The organism is Streptomyces sp. 4N509B (assembly GCF_052245655.1).
Taxonomy (GTDB): Bacteria; Actinomycetota; Actinomycetes; order Streptomycetales; family Streptomycetaceae; genus Streptomyces.
This window is the reverse complement of sequence record NZ_JBQQBZ010000009.1, coordinates 169842-187345: the sequence shown is the minus strand read 5'-3', so window position 1 is coordinate 187345 and position 17504 is coordinate 169842. Positions and strand designations below refer to the sequence as shown.

At 74.2% G+C, this 17504-nt stretch carries 16 protein-coding genes, 1 tRNA gene and 1 pseudogene; 5 read left to right on the top strand and 13 right to left on the bottom strand.

All coding sequences use genetic code 11. From position 1 onward, the window contains the following. The first annotated feature begins 237 nt into the window (after nucleotides 1-237). Entirely contained in the window at nucleotides 238-1281 is a 1044-nt protein-coding gene (locus tag ACTWP5_RS12350) for an aldo/keto reductase (protein ID WP_443220907.1), read from the top strand. A 284-nt stretch (nucleotides 1282-1565) separates the two neighbouring features. After that, complete coding sequence (locus ACTWP5_RS12345) at nucleotides 1566-2252, top strand: DUF4287 domain-containing protein (protein WP_443220906.1); 687 nt, start codon at nucleotides 1566-1568, stop codon at nucleotides 2250-2252. Nucleotides 2253-2338: 86 nt separating this feature from the next. Here the strand turns inward: ACTWP5_RS12345 and ACTWP5_RS12340 are convergent. The 3 genes from ACTWP5_RS12340 to ACTWP5_RS12330 form a co-directional block, all read right to left on the bottom strand. Next, nucleotides 2339-2411, bottom strand: a tRNA-Ala gene (locus ACTWP5_RS12340). A gap of 99 nt (nucleotides 2412-2510) precedes the next feature. Continuing rightward, on the bottom strand, nucleotides 2511-2744 hold the full coding sequence (locus tag ACTWP5_RS12335) for a hypothetical protein (RefSeq protein ID WP_443220905.1): 234 nt from the start codon (nucleotides 2742-2744) through the stop codon (nucleotides 2511-2513). 216 nt (nucleotides 2745-2960) lie between these two features. After that, nucleotides 2961-4379 (bottom strand): LVIVD repeat-containing protein, encoded by a 1419-nt coding sequence (locus ACTWP5_RS12330; RefSeq protein WP_443220904.1) that lies wholly within the window; start codon nucleotides 4377-4379, stop codon nucleotides 2961-2963. A gap of 98 nt (nucleotides 4380-4477) precedes the next feature. Between ACTWP5_RS12330 and ACTWP5_RS12325 the strand changes: the two genes are divergently transcribed. Further along, on the top strand, nucleotides 4478-5191 hold the full coding sequence (locus ACTWP5_RS12325) for a DUF305 domain-containing protein (protein ID WP_443220903.1): 714 nt from the start codon (nucleotides 4478-4480) through the stop codon (nucleotides 5189-5191). Between the two features lie 34 nt (nucleotides 5192-5225). Here ACTWP5_RS12325 and ACTWP5_RS12320 read toward each other — a convergent pair whose 3' ends face one another. Then, the gene (locus tag ACTWP5_RS12320; protein WP_443220902.1) at nucleotides 5226-6719 is read right to left on the bottom strand and encodes an MFS transporter; all 1494 of its coding nucleotides are present in this window, start codon (nucleotides 6717-6719) and stop codon (nucleotides 5226-5228) included. Between the two features lie 113 nt (nucleotides 6720-6832). On the opposite strand from ACTWP5_RS12320, the gene ACTWP5_RS12315 reads away from it, so the two are divergent. After that, nucleotides 6833-7762, top strand: a complete 930-nt coding sequence (locus ACTWP5_RS12315) for a helix-turn-helix transcriptional regulator (RefSeq protein WP_443220901.1) — start codon at nucleotides 6833-6835, stop codon at nucleotides 7760-7762. 470 nt (nucleotides 7763-8232) lie between these two features. On the opposite strand, the gene ACTWP5_RS12310 is transcribed toward ACTWP5_RS12315, so the two are convergent. From ACTWP5_RS12310 to ACTWP5_RS12290, 5 genes are all read right to left on the bottom strand, one after another. Then, complete coding sequence (locus tag ACTWP5_RS12310) at nucleotides 8233-8895, bottom strand: histidine phosphatase family protein (RefSeq protein ID WP_443220918.1); 663 nt, start codon at nucleotides 8893-8895, stop codon at nucleotides 8233-8235. Next, nucleotides 8892-9338 carry a ribosome silencing factor gene (gene rsfS, locus ACTWP5_RS12305; protein ID WP_443220900.1) on the bottom strand — a complete coding sequence of 149 codons (447 nt, stop codon included), beginning with the start codon at nucleotides 9336-9338 and terminating at the stop codon, nucleotides 8892-8894. The genes ACTWP5_RS12310 and rsfS overlap by 4 nt, the downstream gene beginning before the upstream one ends. A 174-nt stretch (nucleotides 9339-9512) precedes the next feature. Continuing rightward, nucleotides 9513-11258, bottom strand: a complete 1746-nt coding sequence (locus ACTWP5_RS12300; RefSeq protein WP_443220899.1) for a LytR C-terminal domain-containing protein — start codon at nucleotides 11256-11258, stop codon at nucleotides 9513-9515. Nucleotides 11259-11281: 23 nt separating this feature from the next. Continuing rightward, the gene (nadD, locus tag ACTWP5_RS12295) at nucleotides 11282-11917 is read right to left on the bottom strand and encodes a nicotinate-nucleotide adenylyltransferase (RefSeq protein WP_443220898.1); all 636 of its coding nucleotides are present in this window, start codon (nucleotides 11915-11917) and stop codon (nucleotides 11282-11284) included. Nucleotides 11918-11926: 9 nt separating this feature from the next. Then, nucleotides 11927-12079 (bottom strand): hypothetical protein, encoded by a 153-nt coding sequence (locus ACTWP5_RS12290; RefSeq protein WP_443220897.1) that lies wholly within the window; start codon nucleotides 12077-12079, stop codon nucleotides 11927-11929. A 162-nt stretch (nucleotides 12080-12241) separates the two neighbouring features. On the opposite strand from ACTWP5_RS12290, the gene ACTWP5_RS12285 reads away from it, so the two are divergent. Further along, complete coding sequence (locus ACTWP5_RS12285; RefSeq protein WP_443220896.1) at nucleotides 12242-13432, top strand: M48 family metallopeptidase; 1191 nt, start codon at nucleotides 12242-12244, stop codon at nucleotides 13430-13432. A 190-nt stretch (nucleotides 13433-13622) separates the two neighbouring features. Here ACTWP5_RS12285 and ACTWP5_RS12280 read toward each other — a convergent pair whose 3' ends face one another. The 4 genes and pseudogenes from ACTWP5_RS12280 to ACTWP5_RS12265 all read right to left on the bottom strand — a co-directional run bounded on the left by ACTWP5_RS12280 (nucleotide 13623) and on the right by ACTWP5_RS12265 (nucleotide 17342). After that, entirely contained in the window at nucleotides 13623-14723 is a 1101-nt protein-coding gene (locus ACTWP5_RS12280) for an SCO2583 family membrane protein (RefSeq protein ID WP_443220895.1), read from the bottom strand. Between the two features lie 161 nt (nucleotides 14724-14884). Next, nucleotides 14885-15646, bottom strand: coding sequence for an SCO2584 family spore wall biosynthesis protein (locus ACTWP5_RS12275; protein ID WP_443220894.1), 762 nt, complete (start codon nucleotides 15644-15646; stop codon nucleotides 14885-14887). A gap of 50 nt (nucleotides 15647-15696) precedes the next feature. Then, nucleotides 15697-16730: pseudogene (locus ACTWP5_RS12270) on the bottom strand (glutamate-5-semialdehyde dehydrogenase). A 186-nt stretch (nucleotides 16731-16916) separates the two neighbouring features. After that, nucleotides 16917-17342, bottom strand: a complete 426-nt coding sequence (locus ACTWP5_RS12265; protein WP_443220893.1) for a hypothetical protein — start codon at nucleotides 17340-17342, stop codon at nucleotides 16917-16919. Between the last annotated feature and the right edge of the window lie 162 nt (nucleotides 17343-17504).

The following is a 17504-nucleotide window of genomic DNA, read 5'->3' as shown; positions in this document are numbered from 1 at the left end:
TTGACCGACCGGCCCCCCCCTCCCCCCCGCACCCCTTGCCCCCCCCCCCACACGCCGTCGGGCAGGCCGACGTCGGCCGGGCGCAGCAGCTCACGGCGGCGGCGGAGGAAGTCGGCGAGCCCGACGCGGTCGATCACGCCCCCAGTATCGGCCGCGCCGGCCGGCCCATCCAGGGACTGTCCCTCCCTGGATGGCGCGTGCCTGCCGTCGCTGCCCGGCGACACGGACAGTGGCGCCATGACACCAACCGCAACTCCAAGCCCAACTCCAACCCCAACGCCGACTCCCGCCCCGACGCCGCACCTGGCCACCCGCCGGCTGGGCCTCACCGGTCCCCTCGTCACCTCCCCCGGCCTCGGCTGCATGAGCCTGTCGGGCGCCTACGGCCCCTCGGACGACGACGAGGGCGTGCGCGTCGTGCGCGCCTACCTGGACGCCGGCGGCACCCTGCTGGACACCGGCGACTTCTACGGCTCGGGCCACAACGAGTGGCTGATCCGGCGCGCGCTCTCCGGGCGGAGCCGTGAGGAGGTCGTGCTCTCGGTCAAGTTCGCGGCCCTGCGCGGCCCCGACGGCAGCCTCGGCGGGTACGACGCCCGTCCCGCCGCGGTGCGGAACTTCCTGGCCTACTCGTTGCAGCGTCTGGGCACCGACCACGTGGACGTCTACCGCCCCGCCCGGCTCGACCCGGCCGTTCCCGTCGAGGACACCGTCGGCGCGATCGCCGAACTGGTCGACCAGGGCTACGTGCGCCACATCGGCCTCAGCGAGGTCGGCGCCGAGACGATCCGCCGCGCCGCGGCCGTCGCGCCGATCTGCGACGTGCAGATCGAGTACTCGCTGCTCAGTCGCGGCATCGAGGACGAGATCCTGCCCGTCTGCCGCGAACTCGGCATCGGCGTCACCGCCTACGGCGTCCTCGGCCGCGGCCTGATCGGCGGCAGCGGCACCCTCGACGGCATCCGAAGGGTGTCACCGCGCTTCCAGGGCGCCAACCACGAGCACAACAGCTCCCTCGTCGCCCCGCTTCACGAGCTGGCCGCGGCGAAGGGCGTCTCCGTCGCGCAACTCGCGATCGCCTGGGTCACCGCCCGGGGAGAGGACGTCGTGCCGCTCGTCGGCTCGCGGAACCTGGAGCAGGTCGCCACGTTGGTCGACAGCGGCCGCGTGTCGCTCACCCCCGAGGAGATCGCGCGGATCGAGGAGCGGATCCCCCGCGGCGCGGCCCGCGGCGACCGGTACCCCAGCCACCTGATGGCCGAGCTGGACAGCGAGCGCTGACGCGCGGGGCCGGGCGTTCGACCGACGACGGAGAGGCCCCGCCGTGACGGGCCCACTCCGGACCCACCCGCCGGCGTCGGGGAGGGTGGCGGGGCGGCGTCGGCGACCGTAGAGTGCCGCTGGCGCCGTTCCGCGCCCGACCCTCGTTCCGGTGCTCACGCCACCGGCGTCGTGGGGGTAAAGGGGACCGTCGAGTTCTCGGGACGCCGGTCACCCGCTCCGAACCCGCGGCGGGTCGACGGAAGCGTGGGTTCCGCGGCCGTGTCGCGTTCGGGAGTACGAGGATGACCAGGCAGAAGTCGTTCAAGGCACGGGTCCGTGCCCGGATGGACAAGACGGGCGAGAGCTACACGGCCGCCCGCCGCCAGCTGCTGGCGGACTCCGCCAGCTCCACGACGGAGACGGGATCGCGGACGCCGGTCCGGCCCCTGACCAGGCGCATGTCCGACGACGCCGTGCGCGCCCGCACCGGGCGCGGGTGGGACGAGTGGTTCGCGCTGCTGGACGAGTGGGGCGCGCCCGCGCACTCGCACACCGAGATCGCCCGCTGGTTGGTCGAGAAGCACGCTCTCGGCGGCTGGTGGGCGCAGAGCCTGAGCGTGGGCTACGAGCAGGAACGAGGCATGCGCACGCCGTCACAGCACGTGGACGGAGCGTTCGCGGCGAGCGCGAGCAAGACGGTCAACGTCGCGGCCGAGCGCGTCTCCGAGGCGTTCACCGACCCCGCGCTGCGCGAGCGGTGGCTGCCCGGCGCCCGCATCGCGATCCGCACCAGCCGCCCCGGCAGGTCGTTGACGGCCGACTGGAACGACGGCGCCTCCCGGCTGTCGGTGTATCTCACGGTCCAGGGCGAGACGAAGACGCGGGTGGGCCTCCAACACCGCCGCCTGCCCGACGCCGCGACCGCGGAGCGGATGAAGACCCACTGGCGCTCCGCGTTCTCCCGCCTGGCGGCACTGCTGGAAGCCTGACCGCCCCCGCGCGGCTCGCCCCGGCGAACGAGGCCGGACACGCGCCAGGGGCCCTCTCCTCGCGAGGAGAGGGCCCCTGGTGTCTGTGGAGCTAAGGAGAATCGAACTCCTGACCTCTTGCATGCCATGCAAGCGCTCTACCAACTGAGCTATAGCCCCAGGTCCCGCTCCGCCTGTGGGCTTCTGCCCTGCGGCGGCGACGCCTACTGTACACGGCCGGGATGGTGCCGCGCACATCGAATGAAGGGCCGGGGCGGGTCAGACGCTGGCGAAGGAGTAGAAGCGTTTCAGCGCGCAGTGCTCGTCCAGCAGGCGGCCGTAGATCGGCTCACCCTCCAGCTCGCGGTAGACCTCGATGGGGTCGCCCTTGATGATCAGCGCGCGGGCGCACTCCACACACCAGTACTGGTAGGCGACGTTGATCGGCTGGAGGTCCCGGACGATCGGCGTACCGCAGCCACACCAGTCGCACTTCCTGCTGTGTGCACCCATTGGTTCAGCCACACCCTCGGTTGTGGGCCGCGCACGCTCGGCGAGCCCCTGCGTCAACGCCGATGGTCATTGCGGACGATTCTGCCACGACACCCCGACGGGCAGCAGCCGTCGATCCCGTCCCCGCGGGCAACGGAGACGGGATCGATATACGGCGTGACGTCGGTCACGTGCGCGGGCGCACCCGTGGACGTGGGTTCACACGACCACCGGCGATCACCGGTATGTCGGCTGCGTCTGGGCGTTCAGCTCGTCGAGGCGGACGTGGCGCGCGCTGTCGGTGCGCCGGTCGTCGATGCGCAACACGTCGAAACCGGCCTGCCCGTTGGAGTAGATGTGGCCGTTGTAGTAGTAGATCGACCAGGTGCCGCCGAAGGCCAGCTCGTCGGGGTTGACCGGCCCGCGGTCGAAGTGCGCGATCTCCACGGGGTCGGAGGAGTCGGTGAAGTCCACCACCGACAGGCCGCCCTGGTACCAGGCCTGGACCATGATGTCGCGGCCCCTGGCGGGTATCAGGGAGCCGTTGTGCGCCACGCAGTTCTCGGTGTCGGCCTGGTGGCGGGGGATCTTGAAGTACCCCTGGAAGTCCAGGTGGCGGCCGTCTCCCCGGCCCCTGATGTGGTAGATGCCGTCGGCGCCGAACTCCGGCCCGGTCTCCTCGTTGCAGGTCGCGCCGATGCCGCCGCCGAGTTCGTCGGTGAAGACGACCTTGCGGCCGTCCTGGCTGAAGGTCGCCGAGTGCCAGAACGCGAAATGGTCGGCGTCGGTGACCTGGTCGATGACGCGGGGCGCGGCCGGGTCGGAGATGTCCATCAGGATGCCGTCGCCCATGCAGGCGCCGGCCGCCAGGTCGAGCGCGGGGTAGGCGGTGATGTCGTGGCAGCCGGAGGTGGCGCTGCCGCGGTCGCTGCCGGGGAAGCCGCCGTCGGGGAAGAGCAGGTCGAAGCTGGCGAGTTCCGCGCGCTCCGGGGCGTGGCGCGGCACCTTCACGACGGAGATGCCGTCGTGCGGCGGCTGGCAGTCGGGGTAGTTGGCGTTCGGGCCGTAGGAGGAGACGTAGACGTACACGTTCCTGCGCTCGGGGACCAGCGTGTGGGTGTGCGAGCCGCAGGGGGTCTCGACGGCGGCGACGTAGCGCGGGTTGCGGATGTCGCTGATGTCGAAGACGCGGACGCCCTCCCAGGCGCTCTCGTTGGTGGCCGACAGCGAGCTCGCCGAGCAGGAGTCGTCGCTGAGGGAGAGGTCGACGGAGAGGAAGAGCAGGTCGCCGGAGACGCTGATGTCGTTCTGCGGGCCGTAGCAGAGCACCTGACTGACGAGCTCGGGGTGGCGGGGCCTGCTGATGTCGTAGACGGAGAAGCCGTCGTAGCTGCCGAGGAAGGCGTAGTCGTCCTGGAAGGCCAGGTCGCTGTTGGTGCCGGTGAAGGCCCCGAGGTCGGGCACGTTGGCGAGCAGCGAGATGTTGTCGCTGCTGCTGACGTCCTCGGTGCCCGACGCGGCGACGTCGGGCGCGACGACGGGGTCTGGCGCGGCCGACGCCGTGCCGGGCAGGATCAGGGAGGCGAGGGCGCACGTGGCGACGGCCAGGGTGGCGAGTCGGCGACGGGCACGGCTTGGGCGCTGTGGTGTTGTCACGTCGGTTCCCCCAAGGAGAGTTCCTTCGCTTCCGACTCTGCGTCACTATCCTGTCGCTTGTCTACGTGTCCACATCAATTTTGACTCGGGAGGCCCTGGTGACACACGGGTGCTGGCCAACGCGTCGCGGCCGTCTCGCCCTCAGGGCCGTCGTCCTCGCGGCGGTGCTCGCGGGAGGTGGCGCGTGCACGGGAGGCGGAGACGGGGACGGTGGCGCCACCGGCGCCGCGGAGGGGGAGAGCGGGGCGCCGGTCATCGCGCCCGGTGAGCCGGGCGCGCCGGCCGAGACGCTCTCGGCCGGGGAGGCGCGTGAGGCCGCCGAGGCGGCCGACCCCGAACCGAACGAGGCGGACCGGGCGTTCATGACGATGATGATCGCCCACCACGAGCAGGCCGTGGTGATGACCGACCTCGCCCTGGAGCACGCGGACGACGGCGACGTGCGACGGTTCGCCGAACGGCTCGACCTGGGGCAGGAGTCCGAGATCGAGGCGATGCGCTCGTGGCTGGACGCCAACGGCGGTGCCGCCGACCACGGCCACGACCACGGGGGCGGGGGCGAGGGCGACGGCGGGATGCCGGGCATGGCGAGCGAGGAGCAGCTGGCCGAGCTCCGGGCGGCGCGCGGCGAGGACTTCGACCGCCTCTTCCTCCGGTTGATGATCACCCACCACGAGGGCGCCGTGGTCATGGCGGACGACGAGGCCGCCTCCGGCAGCGACGAGTTCGTCCTCGGGCTGGCGAGCGACCTGGCCGCCACGCAGGGCCCGGAAATCGACCGCATGACCACGCTCCTCGACGAGCTCGGCTGAGGAGACCCCCGGCGCCCCGCCGCCCCGGTGCCGCCTATCGCCCCCGCGAGGCGGGCCGGGCGAGGAGGGCCACGGCGATGCCGGCCGCGGCGGAGGCCGCGGCGAGCGGCAGCAGGGTCCACCACGCGGCCTCGGCGGTGGAGAGGGTGGCCTCGGCCCGGTTCAGGAAGAGCGTGCCCACGGTGGCGGTCCCCACGACCATGCCGAGCTGCGTCATCGTGCCCGTCACCCCGCTACCGTCGCCCGCGTCCTCGGGACGGAGCGCGCCGAGGGCCCGCGTCAGCGTCGGGCTGTAGGCCAACGCGAAGCCGGCGCCGTTGACCGCGAAGAGGGTCAGCATGACCGGGCCGACCGCGTCGCCGCCGCCGTCACGCAGCATGAGCCCGACGGCCAGCAGCGCGCCCGCGCTCAGCAGCAGCCCGCCGGGGACGAGGACGTGCTGCCAGGCCGCCGGCACCGCCCGCCACAGCAGCGAGGCCAGCCCGAACGCGACCGCCGTCGGCAGGAACAGCAGCCCCGCGCTGAGCGGCCCGTACCCCAGTCCCCCCAGCGACTCGGGCCCCTGGAAGTGGAGGGACAGGGCGAACATGACCCCCGCGTTCAGGGCCATGACGAGCAGGATCAGGCAGGCCGCCAGGGGCATGCCGGGGCTCGCGAGCACCCGGGGCGACAGCAGCGGGGCGCCACCGCGGCGGGCCAGCCGCACGCTGTGCGCGACGAGGAGGCCGAGCAGCGCCGCGCTGCCGGCCAGCAGCGCCCAACACCACGCCGGCCAGCCCTCCTCCTGCCCCAGCACCAGCGGCAGCGTGAACGCCAGCACGGCGGCGCCGAGCAGCGACAGCCCCGGCAGGTCGAGCCCGCGGGCCCGCTCCCCGGCGGCGGGGCGGTCCAGCGGGACGACGCGGGCGGCCACCAGCAGCAGCCCGAGGCCCAGCGGCACGTTGACGAGGAAGACCGGGCGCCAGCTCCAGCCGAGGAGGTCGGCGCTGACCAGCACGCCGCCCACCACCTGCCCGGCGGCGGCGCCGGAGGCCAGGACCGCGGAGAACAGCGTCAGCGCGCGGGCGCGGCTCGCGCCCGTGAAGGTGCGTTGGATCAGGCTCAGCACCTGGGGCAGCATCAGGGCCGCGCTCGCGCCCTGGAGGAGGCGGAAGGTGACGAGTTGGCCCGTCGTGGCGGCGAGGCCGCAGGCGAGGGAGGTGGCGGTGAAGGCGGCGAGGCCGGTGAGGAACAGGCGCCCGGGGCCGTGCCGGCCGCCCAGCCGCGCTCCCGTGACGAGCAGCACGGCGTAGGTGATGGTGTAGCCGGCGATGACCAGTTGCAGCCCGGCGCCCGAGGCGCCGAGGTCGGAGCGGACGGTGGGCGCCGCGACGTTCACGATGAAGACGTCGAGCAGCGCCATGAACTGCGCGGCCAGGACCGTCGCGAGCAGCAGGCCGGGCCGGCGCGGCGCGGGGGACGCGGACGCGGTGCCGCGGCCGGGGTCCGGCCGCGTCGGGGTGGGTGTGGAGGCGGTTGTCGTCGTCACGGGGACCAGGCTCGGCGCTGAACGGTACGGGTGGTGAGAGCCCCGTGATACTGGTACTGGCAGCACCAGGAACCGGTGTGGCGAGGGCGGGGAACAGCCCGCAGGCTGGGGGCATGACGGCGGTGACGACGCATCAGCGGGAGCAGCGGGAGCGGCCCGCGCCTCAGCCGCGGCGCGGACAGCGGCGGCGGCCGGAGCTCGCGGCCTTCCTGCGCGGCAGGCGGGCCAGGATCCGTCCCGAGGAGGTCGGCCTGCCGCCGGGGCCCCGGCGGCGCACGCCCGGCCTGCGCCGCGAGGAGGTCGCGCAGCTCGCCGGCGTCGGGATCACGTGGTACACGTGGCTCGAACAGGGGCGGCCCATCAACGTGAGCCCGCAGGTCCTGGACGCGGTGGCGCGCACGCTGCGGCTGGACGGGCCGGAGCGGGAGCACCTCTACGACCTGGCCGGCGTGCCGCACGCCCGCCGGCCGGAGAGCGCCACCACGGCCGTCGGCGCCGAGGTGCAGGCCGTCCTCGACGCCCTCGACCCGGTGCCGGCCACGCTGTACAACGGGCGCTACGACGTGCTCGCGTTCAACGCCGCGTACTGGTCCCTCTTCTTCAGCACCGCCTGCCCGGGGACGCTGCGCGCCAACGCGCTGTGGGCGCTCTTCACCGGCGAGCCCTCCCGGTGCCCGCTGGTACACCGGGAGGAGGAGCTGCGGCTCATGGTGGCAACGCTGCGCGGGGCGTACGGCGCGCACGTCGGGGAGCCGGCGTGGGAGGGCTTCGTCCGGGAGCTGTGCGCGGCGAGCGGGGAGTTCGCGGCCATGTGGTCCAGCGGCGACGTGCTGCCCCCCGGGCCCCGGGTGAAGAGCTTCCGGCACCCGGCGGTCGGCGAGCTGCGGCTGCGGACGGTGTCGCTGTCGGTCGACGGCGTGCCGGAGGCACGGATGGTGGTGTACACGCCGATCGACGACGTCACCCGCGGGCGGATGGGCGCCCTGCGGGCGGCACTGCCGGCACTGCCGGCGTCACGCACCCCGGCGCCGGCGCCCGCCTGAGGGCGATCCCGTCCTCCCCGGTGGATCGCGGAGCGGCGTCCTGAGGCTTCACCCCCAGCAGGGCGGAGGAGGGAGTCAGCCTTGCAGGCTGGCGACCGACGACAACGCGGCTGGGGGAACCGCCCGGACCCCGGAGGGGTCCTGGGGAAGGACGTCGCAGGGCGTCGCGAGCCCGCCAGGGATTGCGGGACAGCCTGTGAACGCGGTCACGTCAGCCGCGGAAGGTCGCGGGAGCGGCGTCCCCGGGCCTCTCCCCCGCGCCGCTCCACGGCACGGGGCTCCGCGGAGCGGCGGAGAGGCCAGCCCGGCGGGCCGCACGGTGACCGACGACAACGCGGCAGAGGGGAACCGCCCGGTCCCGGAGAGGGCCGGGCGAGGCCGCCGGGCATCGCGGGACGGTCGTGAGGAGCGGGGTCGGCCGCCGGGGTGAGGGCGTCGTCCGGCTGGGGGCGCCACCCGGGGCGGGCCCGTCAGTCGTCGTCGCCGAGGACGGGCTCGGGCAGGGAGCCCGCGTTGTGCTCCAGCAGGCGCCAGCCCCTGGCGCCCTCGCCCAGCACGGACCAGCAGCAGTTCGACAGGCCGCCGAGCCCTTCCCAGGTGTCGGGCGGCAGGCCGATCAGCCGGCCGATCGTGGTGCGGATGGCGCCGCCGTGGCTGACCACGACGAGCACGCCGCCCGGCGGGAGCTTGTCGGCGGCCCGCTCGACCACGGGAGCCGCCCGGTCGGCGACCTCCGTCTCCAGCTCGCCGCCGCCCCGCCGCACCGGCTCACCGCGCCGCCAGGCCGCGTACTCCTCGCCGTACCTCGCCCTGATCTCCTCGTGCGTCAGGCCCTGCCAGACCCCGGCGTACGACTCGCGCAGTCCCTCGTCGTACGCGACGTCCAGGCCCGTCAGGAGGGCCAGCTCGGCGGCGGTGGCGACGGTGCGGCGCAGGTCGGAGGAGATGATCGAGACGGGCCGCAGGCTCGCCAGCAGCCGGGCGGCCCGGCGGGCCTGGGCCACGCCGGTCTCGGTCAGCTCGACGTCCATCGTGCCCTGGAAGCGGCCCTCGAGGTTCCACGCGGTCTGGCCGTGCCGCCACAGGACGATGCGGCGGCTGCGGGGGTCGACACCGCTGATGCTGCCGGTCAGCTCGACTCACCACCCACGGCGTCCTGGTGGGCGTGGGCCTCCGCCCGCGCGTGGGCCTCGCCCCGGCCGCGGGTGGCCTGCGCGTCGGGCGGCAGCTGAAGCGTGGGGCAGTCCTTCCACAGCCGCTCCAGCGCGTAGAAGACGCGCTCCTCCGAGTGCTGGACGTGCACGACGATGTCCACGTAGTCCAGGAGGACCCACCGACCGTCGCGCTCGCCCTCCCGGCGCACCGGCTTGGCGCCACGCTCCTTCAGCAGCCGCTCCTCGATCCCGTCCACGATCGACCGCACCTGCCGGTCGTTGGGCGCGGAGGCGAGGAGGAACGCGTCGGTGATCGCCAGGACGTCGCTGACGTCGTAGGCGATGATGTCGTGCGCGAGCTTGTCGGCCGCGGCCTGGGCAGCGGTCTCGATGAGCTCGGTGGCGCGGTCGGTGGCGGTCACAGGGGCTGTCGTCTCCGTCCGGGTTCGGCGGCTTTCCGTTACAGGATCTCATGGGCCGCCGACAACGCCCGGGGCCGTGTGCCCCACGCGTCCCGGCCGGCGGCCCGGCGACCGCGCGGCCACCCTCGAGCCCACCGCGCGGCCCGCGTCTCGTCCCGCCTCCCGGCGGGCCGCTCAGCCCGCGTCCGGGTAGTCCCCGCCGAGCACGATCAGGACGTCCGCGTTGCCCGAGCGCTCACCCTCGGTGACCGCCTCCTCGGGCAGGCCCAGGGTCCTGGCGGCGTCCAGCGCGGTCTCGCGGTGGGCGGGATCGGCGTAGGTGATCCGCGAGGTCTCCTCGGTGTCCTCGACGGCCCGGCTGTCCACGACCGTGAACCCGCCGTTGATCAGGGCGATGCGGGCGTCCTGGCCGCTGTCGTCCACGCCGGTGGCGTCGCGGATGCCGATGCGGCTCGCGCCGCCCGGGTCGGGGTTGGTGACCGTGCCGCCCAGGACGTCGCCCAGCAGCCCGTCGGCGGTCTCGTCGCTGAGCGTGCCGTCCTCCTGGACGGGGACGGGCGTGGTGTCGTGGCCGCCGTCGCCCGCCTGGGCGTAGCCGGCCAGCTGGCCGAGGCTGGCGCCGAGCTCGTCCTCGGGCAGCGAGGGGTCGGGGATCAGCCGCAGGGCGCGCACCACCTCGGTGGCGCCGTCGCGGGTCGGGGGCAGCTCCGTCAGGAGCGCCGCCATGACCTGGCCGAACCGTTCCAGCTGGGCCGTGGGCGCCTCGCCCTCCGCCTGGTGGAGGGCGTACGCGACGGCGGCCTGGCCGCCGAGCGGAACGTTCCGGCCCTGCGTGACCAGGGGGTCCTCCCCCTCGCCCTCCGGCGAGGGCACCTCGGCGTCGGTGTCGAGCGTGATGCCGCCGACGCCGTCGACGAGGGCCTCCAGGTACGGGCTGTCCAGCCGCCAGGTGCCCTTGATGTCGGCGCCGAGCAGCGAGCCGAGGCCCTCGCGCACCTCGCCCGCGCTCGACTCCGCCACGGCCTGGCCGAGGGTGGTCGTGACGCCGTCGGAGGTCAGGGAGAGCTCGTTGGGCAGCAGCAGGGTGGTGCCGCGCTCCGTCGTCTCGTTGGCGACGAGGAGGGCGGTGGAGGTGGCGTCGCCGCCGGTCTCGCGGAGGTGGACGACGATCACGTCCCGCACCTGCGCGCCGGGCGCGGCGGTCTCCTCGGTGGACCCGAGGCCCGGGACGCCGGGCAGCCGGTCGGTGGCCCACAGGAACGCGGCGCCGCCGACGACGGCCAGGACGAGCGTGACGACGAGCAGGCGGCGACGGACGCGGCCGCGGCGCTTGGCCTCCTCGCGGCGCTCGGTGCGGGACTCGGTGAACTTCAGCCAGTCGATGACGTCCTCGGACTCCTCGTCCTGGTCGTCGACGAAGGCGAACTGCTCGGTCTCGTAGGCGCGCTGCGCGCCGCCGCGGGGCGGGGCCGCGGCCTGCTGCGGCTGCGGCTGCGGCTGCGGCTGATGGTGGGGCTGACGGTGGGGCTGCGGCTGGGCCTGGGGCGGGACGACGGGCTGGTGCGCCGTGCCCGGCCCGCCGTGGCCGAACGGATCGAAGCCCTGTGGCTGCCCCGGGGCGGAGCCCGGCGCGTGCCCGGGCGGGGGCGCCGTGGGCTGCTGGCCCTGGTACGCGCCGTAGTCATAGCCCTCGTGGACCTGGGGCTGCGGAGCGGTGCCCTGCCCCGTGCCGTAGTCGTAGGGGACGCCGCCGCCGTAGGTGTCGTAGCCCGGGGGCTGCGACGGCTGCTGCGGCTGGTGCGGCTGCTGCTGGGGGTCGGCGGGGACGTACAGGGGGCGGCCGTACTCGTCGTAGCCGTAGATCTGGGCGGGCTGGGGGTGCCCCGCGCCCTGCCCGTACGGATCCTGTCGGTCGTTCACAGTGCCGCCCTTCGGCCGTCCGTTCAGCGTCGGTAGAGGGAGCGCTTGTTGATGTAGCGCACCACCCCGTCCGGGACGAGATACCAGACGGGGTCGCCCCGGGCCACCCGTTCCCGACAGTCCGTGGAGGAGATCGCGAGCGCGGGCACCTCCACCAGCGACACGCCGCCGCCCGGCAGGCCGGGGTCGGCGAGGTTGTGCCCCGGCCTGGTGACGCCGATGAAGTGGGCCAGGCCGAACAGCTCCTCGGCGTCCCGCCAGGTCAGGATCTGGCCCAACGCGTCGGCGCCGGTGATGAAGAACAGGTCGGCGTCGCCGTGTTCGTCCCGCAGCTCGCGCAGCGTGTCGATGGTGTACGTCTTGCCGCCCCGGTCGATGTCGATGCGGCTGACGGAGAACTGGGGGTTGGAGGCGGTCGCGATGACCGTCATCAGGTAACGGTCCTCGGCCGGCGAGACCTCGCGGTGGCTCTTCTGCCACGGCTGCCCCGTCGGCACGAAGATCACCTCGTCGAGGTGGAACTCGGACGCCACCTCACTGGCCGCCACCAGGTGGCCGTTGTGGATCGGGTCGAACGTCCCGCCCATCACACCCAGACGGCGCTTGCCCGAGCCCCCCGACCGCCCTGCGTCGGCCCCGGGGGCTATCTGGTCTCGCATGAGGAGACCCTAGCGGTCGCGGTTGAGCCGGGTCGTGATCCACAGCAACAGCAGCAGCGCGGCGAGGGCGCCGCCGCCGATGGCGTACGCGTTCAGGCTGTCGTGCTGGCCGTGCTCGGTGGCTTCTGCCAGCGTGATGACGGTGTCAGTGACGGTGGGCATGCTTGGGCCTATCCGGAGTGGGGCGGCTGGATCGTAGAGTCATCGTAGGGTCAGCGCCATCGTAAGCGGACGACCTGGTGTCGGCCTCTTGCCCCCACCGCTGACGGTGGGATGGAGTGGGGGCGGGGGACGGGGCGAAAGACGACAAGGGGGCACAACGGAATGACAGACGGCACGGACGGCACGGAGAGCACCGGTCCCGACGACGGTGCGGCGGGTGCCGAGCGGCTGCCGGGGAGGTCGCGACGGCGTTTCCCGGACATATCCTCGCGGGCCTACGAACACCCGGCGGACCGTTCCGCCCTGGTGGCGCTGCGGAAGCTGACGGGCTTCGACACCGTCTTCAAGACACTGAGCGCGATGCTGCCCGAGCGCAGCCTGCGGCTGCTCTTCCTGTCCGACTCGGTGCGGGTGAGCGAGCGGCAGTTCGCGCACCTGCACGAGATGCTGCTCGACGCGTGCTACATCCTGGACCTCAAGCGGGTCCCCCCGATGTACGTCACGCAGGACCCGAAGCCGAACGCCATGTGCATCGGCCTCGACCAGCCCATCATCGTGGTCACCACGGGGCTGGTGGAGCTGCTGGACGAGGAGGAGATGCGGGCCGTCGTCGGCCACGAGGTCGGCCACGCCCTCTCCGGTCACGCCGTGTACCGCACGATCCTGCTCTTCCTGACCAACCTCGCGGTCCGCGTCGCGTGGATTCCGCTGGGCAGCCTCGCGATCATGGCGATCGTCACGGCGCTGCGCGAGTGGTTCCGCAAGTCGGAGCTGTCGGCGGACCGGGCGGGGCTGCTGGTGGGCCAGGACCCGCAGGCGTCGATGCGCGGCCTGATGAAGCTGGCCGGCGGGAACCACCTGCACGAGATGAACGTCGACGCCTTCCTGGAGCAGGCCGACGAGTACGAGGCCGGCGGGGACCTGCGCGACTCGGTCCTGAAGATCCTCAACGTCCTGCCCCGCAGCCACCCGTTCGCGGTGGTCAGGGCGGCGGAGCTGCGGCGTTGGAGCACCGGACGCGACTTCCAGCGGATCATGGACGGCCACTACCCGCGGCGCGGGGAGGACCGCGACGCGTCCGTCAGCGACTCCTTCCGCGAGTCGGCCGGACACTACGCGGACAGCGTCCGCACCAGCAGGGACCCGCTGATGCGGCTGGTCAACGACGTCGCGGGCGGGGCCAGCGACCTCGGCGGCCGGCTGCGGGACTTCGCCACCGGGCGTTCGCGCGGCGGCGCGCGGACCCAGACCCAGGAGCGGCCGGCGGACGCCCGCGAGGACGGGCCGGAGGGCACCTCGGACGGCCCGGGGGACGCGCCGGGCACGCCGGGGCCGGCCGGCGGGACGCCGTAGCGCGCGGGAGACGGGAGAGGCCGGGCCGGCCGGACACCGGGGAGCGGAAGTCGCCGGGCCTGCCGGAGAGCGTGCCGGTACCGGGGCGGGACGCCTGGGCGGGAGACCGCGAGGCGGCCCCTCCGGCGCGGCTCGCGCGTGGGCGGCGCCGGGAGCGGTCGGCACCGCGAGCGGTCAGCGCCACGAGCGGTCAGCGCCGCGTCGGCGTCGGCAGCGCCTCGGGCGCCAGCGTGCCGCAGAAGCCCGGGGCGCCGAGCGTGGACGCGTACGGGTCGGTGGTCTGGTCGGCCGGCGGGTGGCTGGCGCGCTCGCCGGCCAGCAGCGGCTCCAGCGCCGTGTCGGTCCGCGCCGTGCAGTCCATCGGCCCGGCCAGCGTCTCGGCCTGCCGCAGCAGCACCTGCCGGTCGCGCAGCTCCTCCACGGTGAACTGCAGGCGCACCTCGCGCTCCACCGTGAAGAGCGCGGCCGGCGCCTCCGGGTCCCCCGCCGGCCGCAGCGCGTACGCCACGACGTGGCGGCCGGACACCTGGAGGATGTCGTCGTGGACCTCCAGGAAGCCGAACTCGCCCTCCACCCTGGGCATCGGGTCGGCCAGCGCGACCTGGGGGGAGGTCGGATCGTCCCCGAACCTGACGAGCCAGTCCGTGACCTCGGAGCTCTCGTCGTGCCCCGCCATCGCACGGTCGAACTGCGTCTGCTGCTCCGGCGCCAGGAGCTGGCGCACCGGGGCGGAGGTGGCGCCGGTGAGCACGTCGGCCGTGAGCGAGCTGGCCACCACGTACTCCTTGGCGACGGTCAGCGCGGTGAGGACCTGCTCGCTCGTGAAGTGCGCCGTGGGGCGCGGGTCGGGCAGGGTGACGCCGCCGGCTCCGATGCCGAAGTCGTCCGCCGGGCTGGCGGCGTAGAGCTTCTCGGTGTCGGCCGCGCCGGGCACCTCGTCCTGCGGCGCGAGGGGGACGACGATCCCGACGGGCGGCTCGACGGTGGTGGCCTGGTCGGTGCCGTAGGGGTTGTCACCGCCGAGGTAGATCGCGGCGCCGAAGGCGAGCAGGATGATCAGGGCCAGGGCTATGCCCTGCCGGGGCAGCGTGCGGGCGGCGGAGCGGTCGTTCTCGGACGGGAGGCTGCGCACGGCCTCGGTGTGGTCCTCCAGTCTCTCCTGGGCGGAGAGCTCCTGAAGACGCGCAGCCCTCACGAACGACTCGTCGAAGACGGTCGATCGGTATTCTTCGTCCCCGGCTCCCGGGGCGCCCCCGGGAGTTCCCTCTGGGGGATCGGTACGCCCGGCCACGCTTCCAGCGTAGGTCGATCACAGGTGTGTAAACACCCCCCGATGGACGCCAACTTTGATCGGACCCGGCGAAACGGCCTGGGCCAGGGGTCGATCACCGTGAGGAACGGGTCGTGACGGGGGTGTCGCGCCCGTGGTGACGCGGGCGCCGGGAACGCGGCTCAGGCGTCGTCGTCGGGAAGCTCGGCGTCCCGCACGAGCGGCGGACGCTCCTCGGACCCGTCGATGTCGTCGACGGGGGACGCCGGCCCCGGGGTGGTGTCGCCACGCTGGGAGGAGCCGGCGCGCTGGATGGCTATGAGGGCCAGGGCGATCACGCTGATGCCCATCACCACGGCGAGGACGCAGGCCACCGGCCGCTGCCAGCGGGTCATCCGCCAGGTGCTGTGGGCGTACCGGGGGGAGGAGGAGCCCGCGGAGAGCGAGGAGGAACGACCCGCGAAGCGGCGGGGCGCCGGGACGCCGTACGGGGCGTGGGGAGGAAAGCCCGGGCCCTCGTCGTCCTCCTCCCGGTACTCGTCGCGGTACTCGTCGCGGAACTCGTCGCCGAGGTCGTACCGGTCGTCGCCGACGTCGCGGAGGTCCTCCCTGAACTCCTCGGGCAGGTACCGCATGTAGTCGGAGCGGTCGAACCGGCCCTCGTCGTCGTCCTGGTCCGCCTCCCCCATCGCCCCGACGTCGGCCATGCCCGGGTCGAGACCGGCCTCCGGGTGGTACGGCGGCTCCCCCGCCGCCTCGGACTCGGCGCGCTCCAGCGCCGCGTAGAGTATCCGCTCGGCCGCGCTCGGTTCGTGGATCGCGGCGGCCTCGACGAAGTCCTCGTCGAGCACCACGGCGGCGAACGCCTCGTCGGCCGCCCCGCGTTCCTGCCCGTCGGGCCCCTCGCCGTCCGCGAACGGCCATCCACTCACGTCGTCCGGCACGCACACCAGCGTAGGCGGATCAGGCCCTCAGGGGGAGGCCCGGCGGGAATTCATCCGCGCGTGTGACCGTCGCCCGTCACGACGTGGGTGGTCCAGGTGAGCTCGGGAAGGCCCAACGGCCCCCGGGCGTGGAGCTTCTGCGTGGAGATCCCGATCTCGGCGCCGAAGCCGAACTGTCCGCCGTCCGTGAACCGGGTGGAGGCGTTGACCATCACGGCGGCGGAGTCCGTGCGGGAGACGAGGCGGCGCGCGGCGGAGGCGTCGCGCGGGACGATCGCCTCGGTGTGCCCCGAGGTCCAGCGGCGGACGTGCGCGACGGCGGCGCCCATGTCGGGCACGACGGCCGCGGCGATGCCGAGGCTGAGGTACTCCGTGGCCCAGTCCTCCTCGGTGGCGGGCTCGACCCGCACGCCCGCGTCCGCGCCGGCCTTCTGCCACGCCTCGTCGCCGTGGACGGTGACGCCGGCCTCGGTCAGGGCGGCGAGGGCGCGGGGCAGGAAGCGGTCGGCGACGTCGGCGTGGACGAGGACGGTCTCGGCGGCGTTGCAGACGCTGGGGCGCTGCGCCTTGGAGTTGACGAGGAGGTCCACGGCCATGTCGAGGTCGTCCTCGGCGTCGACGCAGACGTGGCAGTTGCCGACGCCGGTCTCGATGACCGGGACGGTGGACTCGGTGACGACGGTCTGGATCAACGAGGCGTCGCCGCGCGGGATCAACACGTCCACCAGGCCGCGGGCGCGCATCAGCGCCTGCGCGGACGCGCGGCCGGCGCCGGGCACCCGCCGCACCGCGTCGGCGGGCAGCCCGGCGGAGGAGACGGCGTCGCGCGGGAGGGCGACGAGAGCGGTGTTGGAGGCATGAGCGGTGGAGGAGCCGCGCAGCGGCGCGGCGTTGCCCGCCTTCAGGCACAGGGCCGCGGCGTCGACCGTGACGTTGGGCCGGCCATCGCCGCCGTGGTGGCGCCGGCCCGCGCTCGGGCGACGTCCTCGGCGTCGGCCTCGACGATCTCGGCGGTGCGGGCGGTCAGCGCCTCGGCGGTGGCCGTCAGCGCCGCGTCGCGCGCGGTGCGCGGCAGCGGCGCCAGCTCGGCGGCGGCGTCCCTGGCGCGGCGGCGTCGGCGGACGAGGGAAGGGCTGCACCACTCATGGCGGGAAGCGTAGTCGCTGGCGGAGGGGGCACCGGCGCGCCCGGGGGCGCCGCCCGGCGCCCGGCGCCGCCACGGCGAGGCGACGAGGCGGTGCGAGGGCCGGAACGTGCGGAGGCGCGCGCGTCAGAAGGGGTGGACGCCCACCGGTGTCGCCGGCGGCAGGCCGTAGCCCTCGGCGAGGCGCTGGCGGAAGGTGTCGCGGCAGATGACCTCCAGCCCGACGATCTCCCACGGCGGCAGCTGCGCGGTCCTGCGGTGCTCCCCCCACAGCCGCAACGCCAGCGCCGCCGCGTCGCGCAGGTCCCGCGCCTCCTCCCAGTACCTGATCTCCGCGTGGTCCTCGGCGTACCGGCCCGTCAGCAGGAACGGATGGTCGTGGGCGAGCCGCTCCAGCGCGCGCCGCACGTCGCCGAGCGGGGCCGCCGGGCCGGCTGCGCTGAGGGTGACGTGCCACAGACGGCGCTCCGGGGTCCCGGTCTGCGCCTGGCCGGCCTGCCACCGCCGGTCGGGGTCCGTCCCCTGGGCGGGGACGCTGGCCAGTCGTCTCACCGGAGACCTCCTGTGACGTGGCTGACGAGGCTGACGTGGCTGACACCGACAGTGGAGCATCTTTGCCCTGGGCGGTGGGGCCGGTTGCGGAAAACTCCTGGAAAAGCTTCGGCTCCTTCACACGGCCCGGCCCGGACGCTCCCGGCGCCACGCGCCGCGACC

Bases quoted from the DNA above. Each gene is read 5' to 3' on its own strand.
- ACTWP5_RS12350 (WP_443220907.1), top strand. From the start codon at position 238: ATGACACCAACCGCAACTCCAAGCCCAACTCCAACCCCAACGCCGACT.
- ACTWP5_RS12345 (WP_443220906.1), top strand. From the start codon at position 1,566: ATGACCAGGCAGAAGTCGTTCAAGGCACGGGTCCGTGCCCGGATGGAC.
- ACTWP5_RS12335 (WP_443220905.1), bottom strand. From the start codon at position 2,744: ATGGGTGCACACAGCAGGAAGTGCGACTGGTGTGGCTGCGGTACGCCG.
- ACTWP5_RS12315 (WP_443220901.1), top strand. From the start codon at position 6,833: ATGACGGCGGTGACGACGCATCAGCGGGAGCAGCGGGAGCGGCCCGCG.
- nadD (WP_443220898.1), bottom strand. From the start codon at position 11,917: ATGCGAGACCAGATAGCCCCCGGGGCCGACGCAGGGCGGTCGGGGGGC.
- ACTWP5_RS12290 (WP_443220897.1), bottom strand. From the start codon at position 12,079: ATGCCCACCGTCACTGACACCGTCATCACGCTGGCAGAAGCCACCGAG.
- ACTWP5_RS12285 (WP_443220896.1), top strand. From the start codon at position 12,242: ATGACAGACGGCACGGACGGCACGGAGAGCACCGGTCCCGACGACGGT.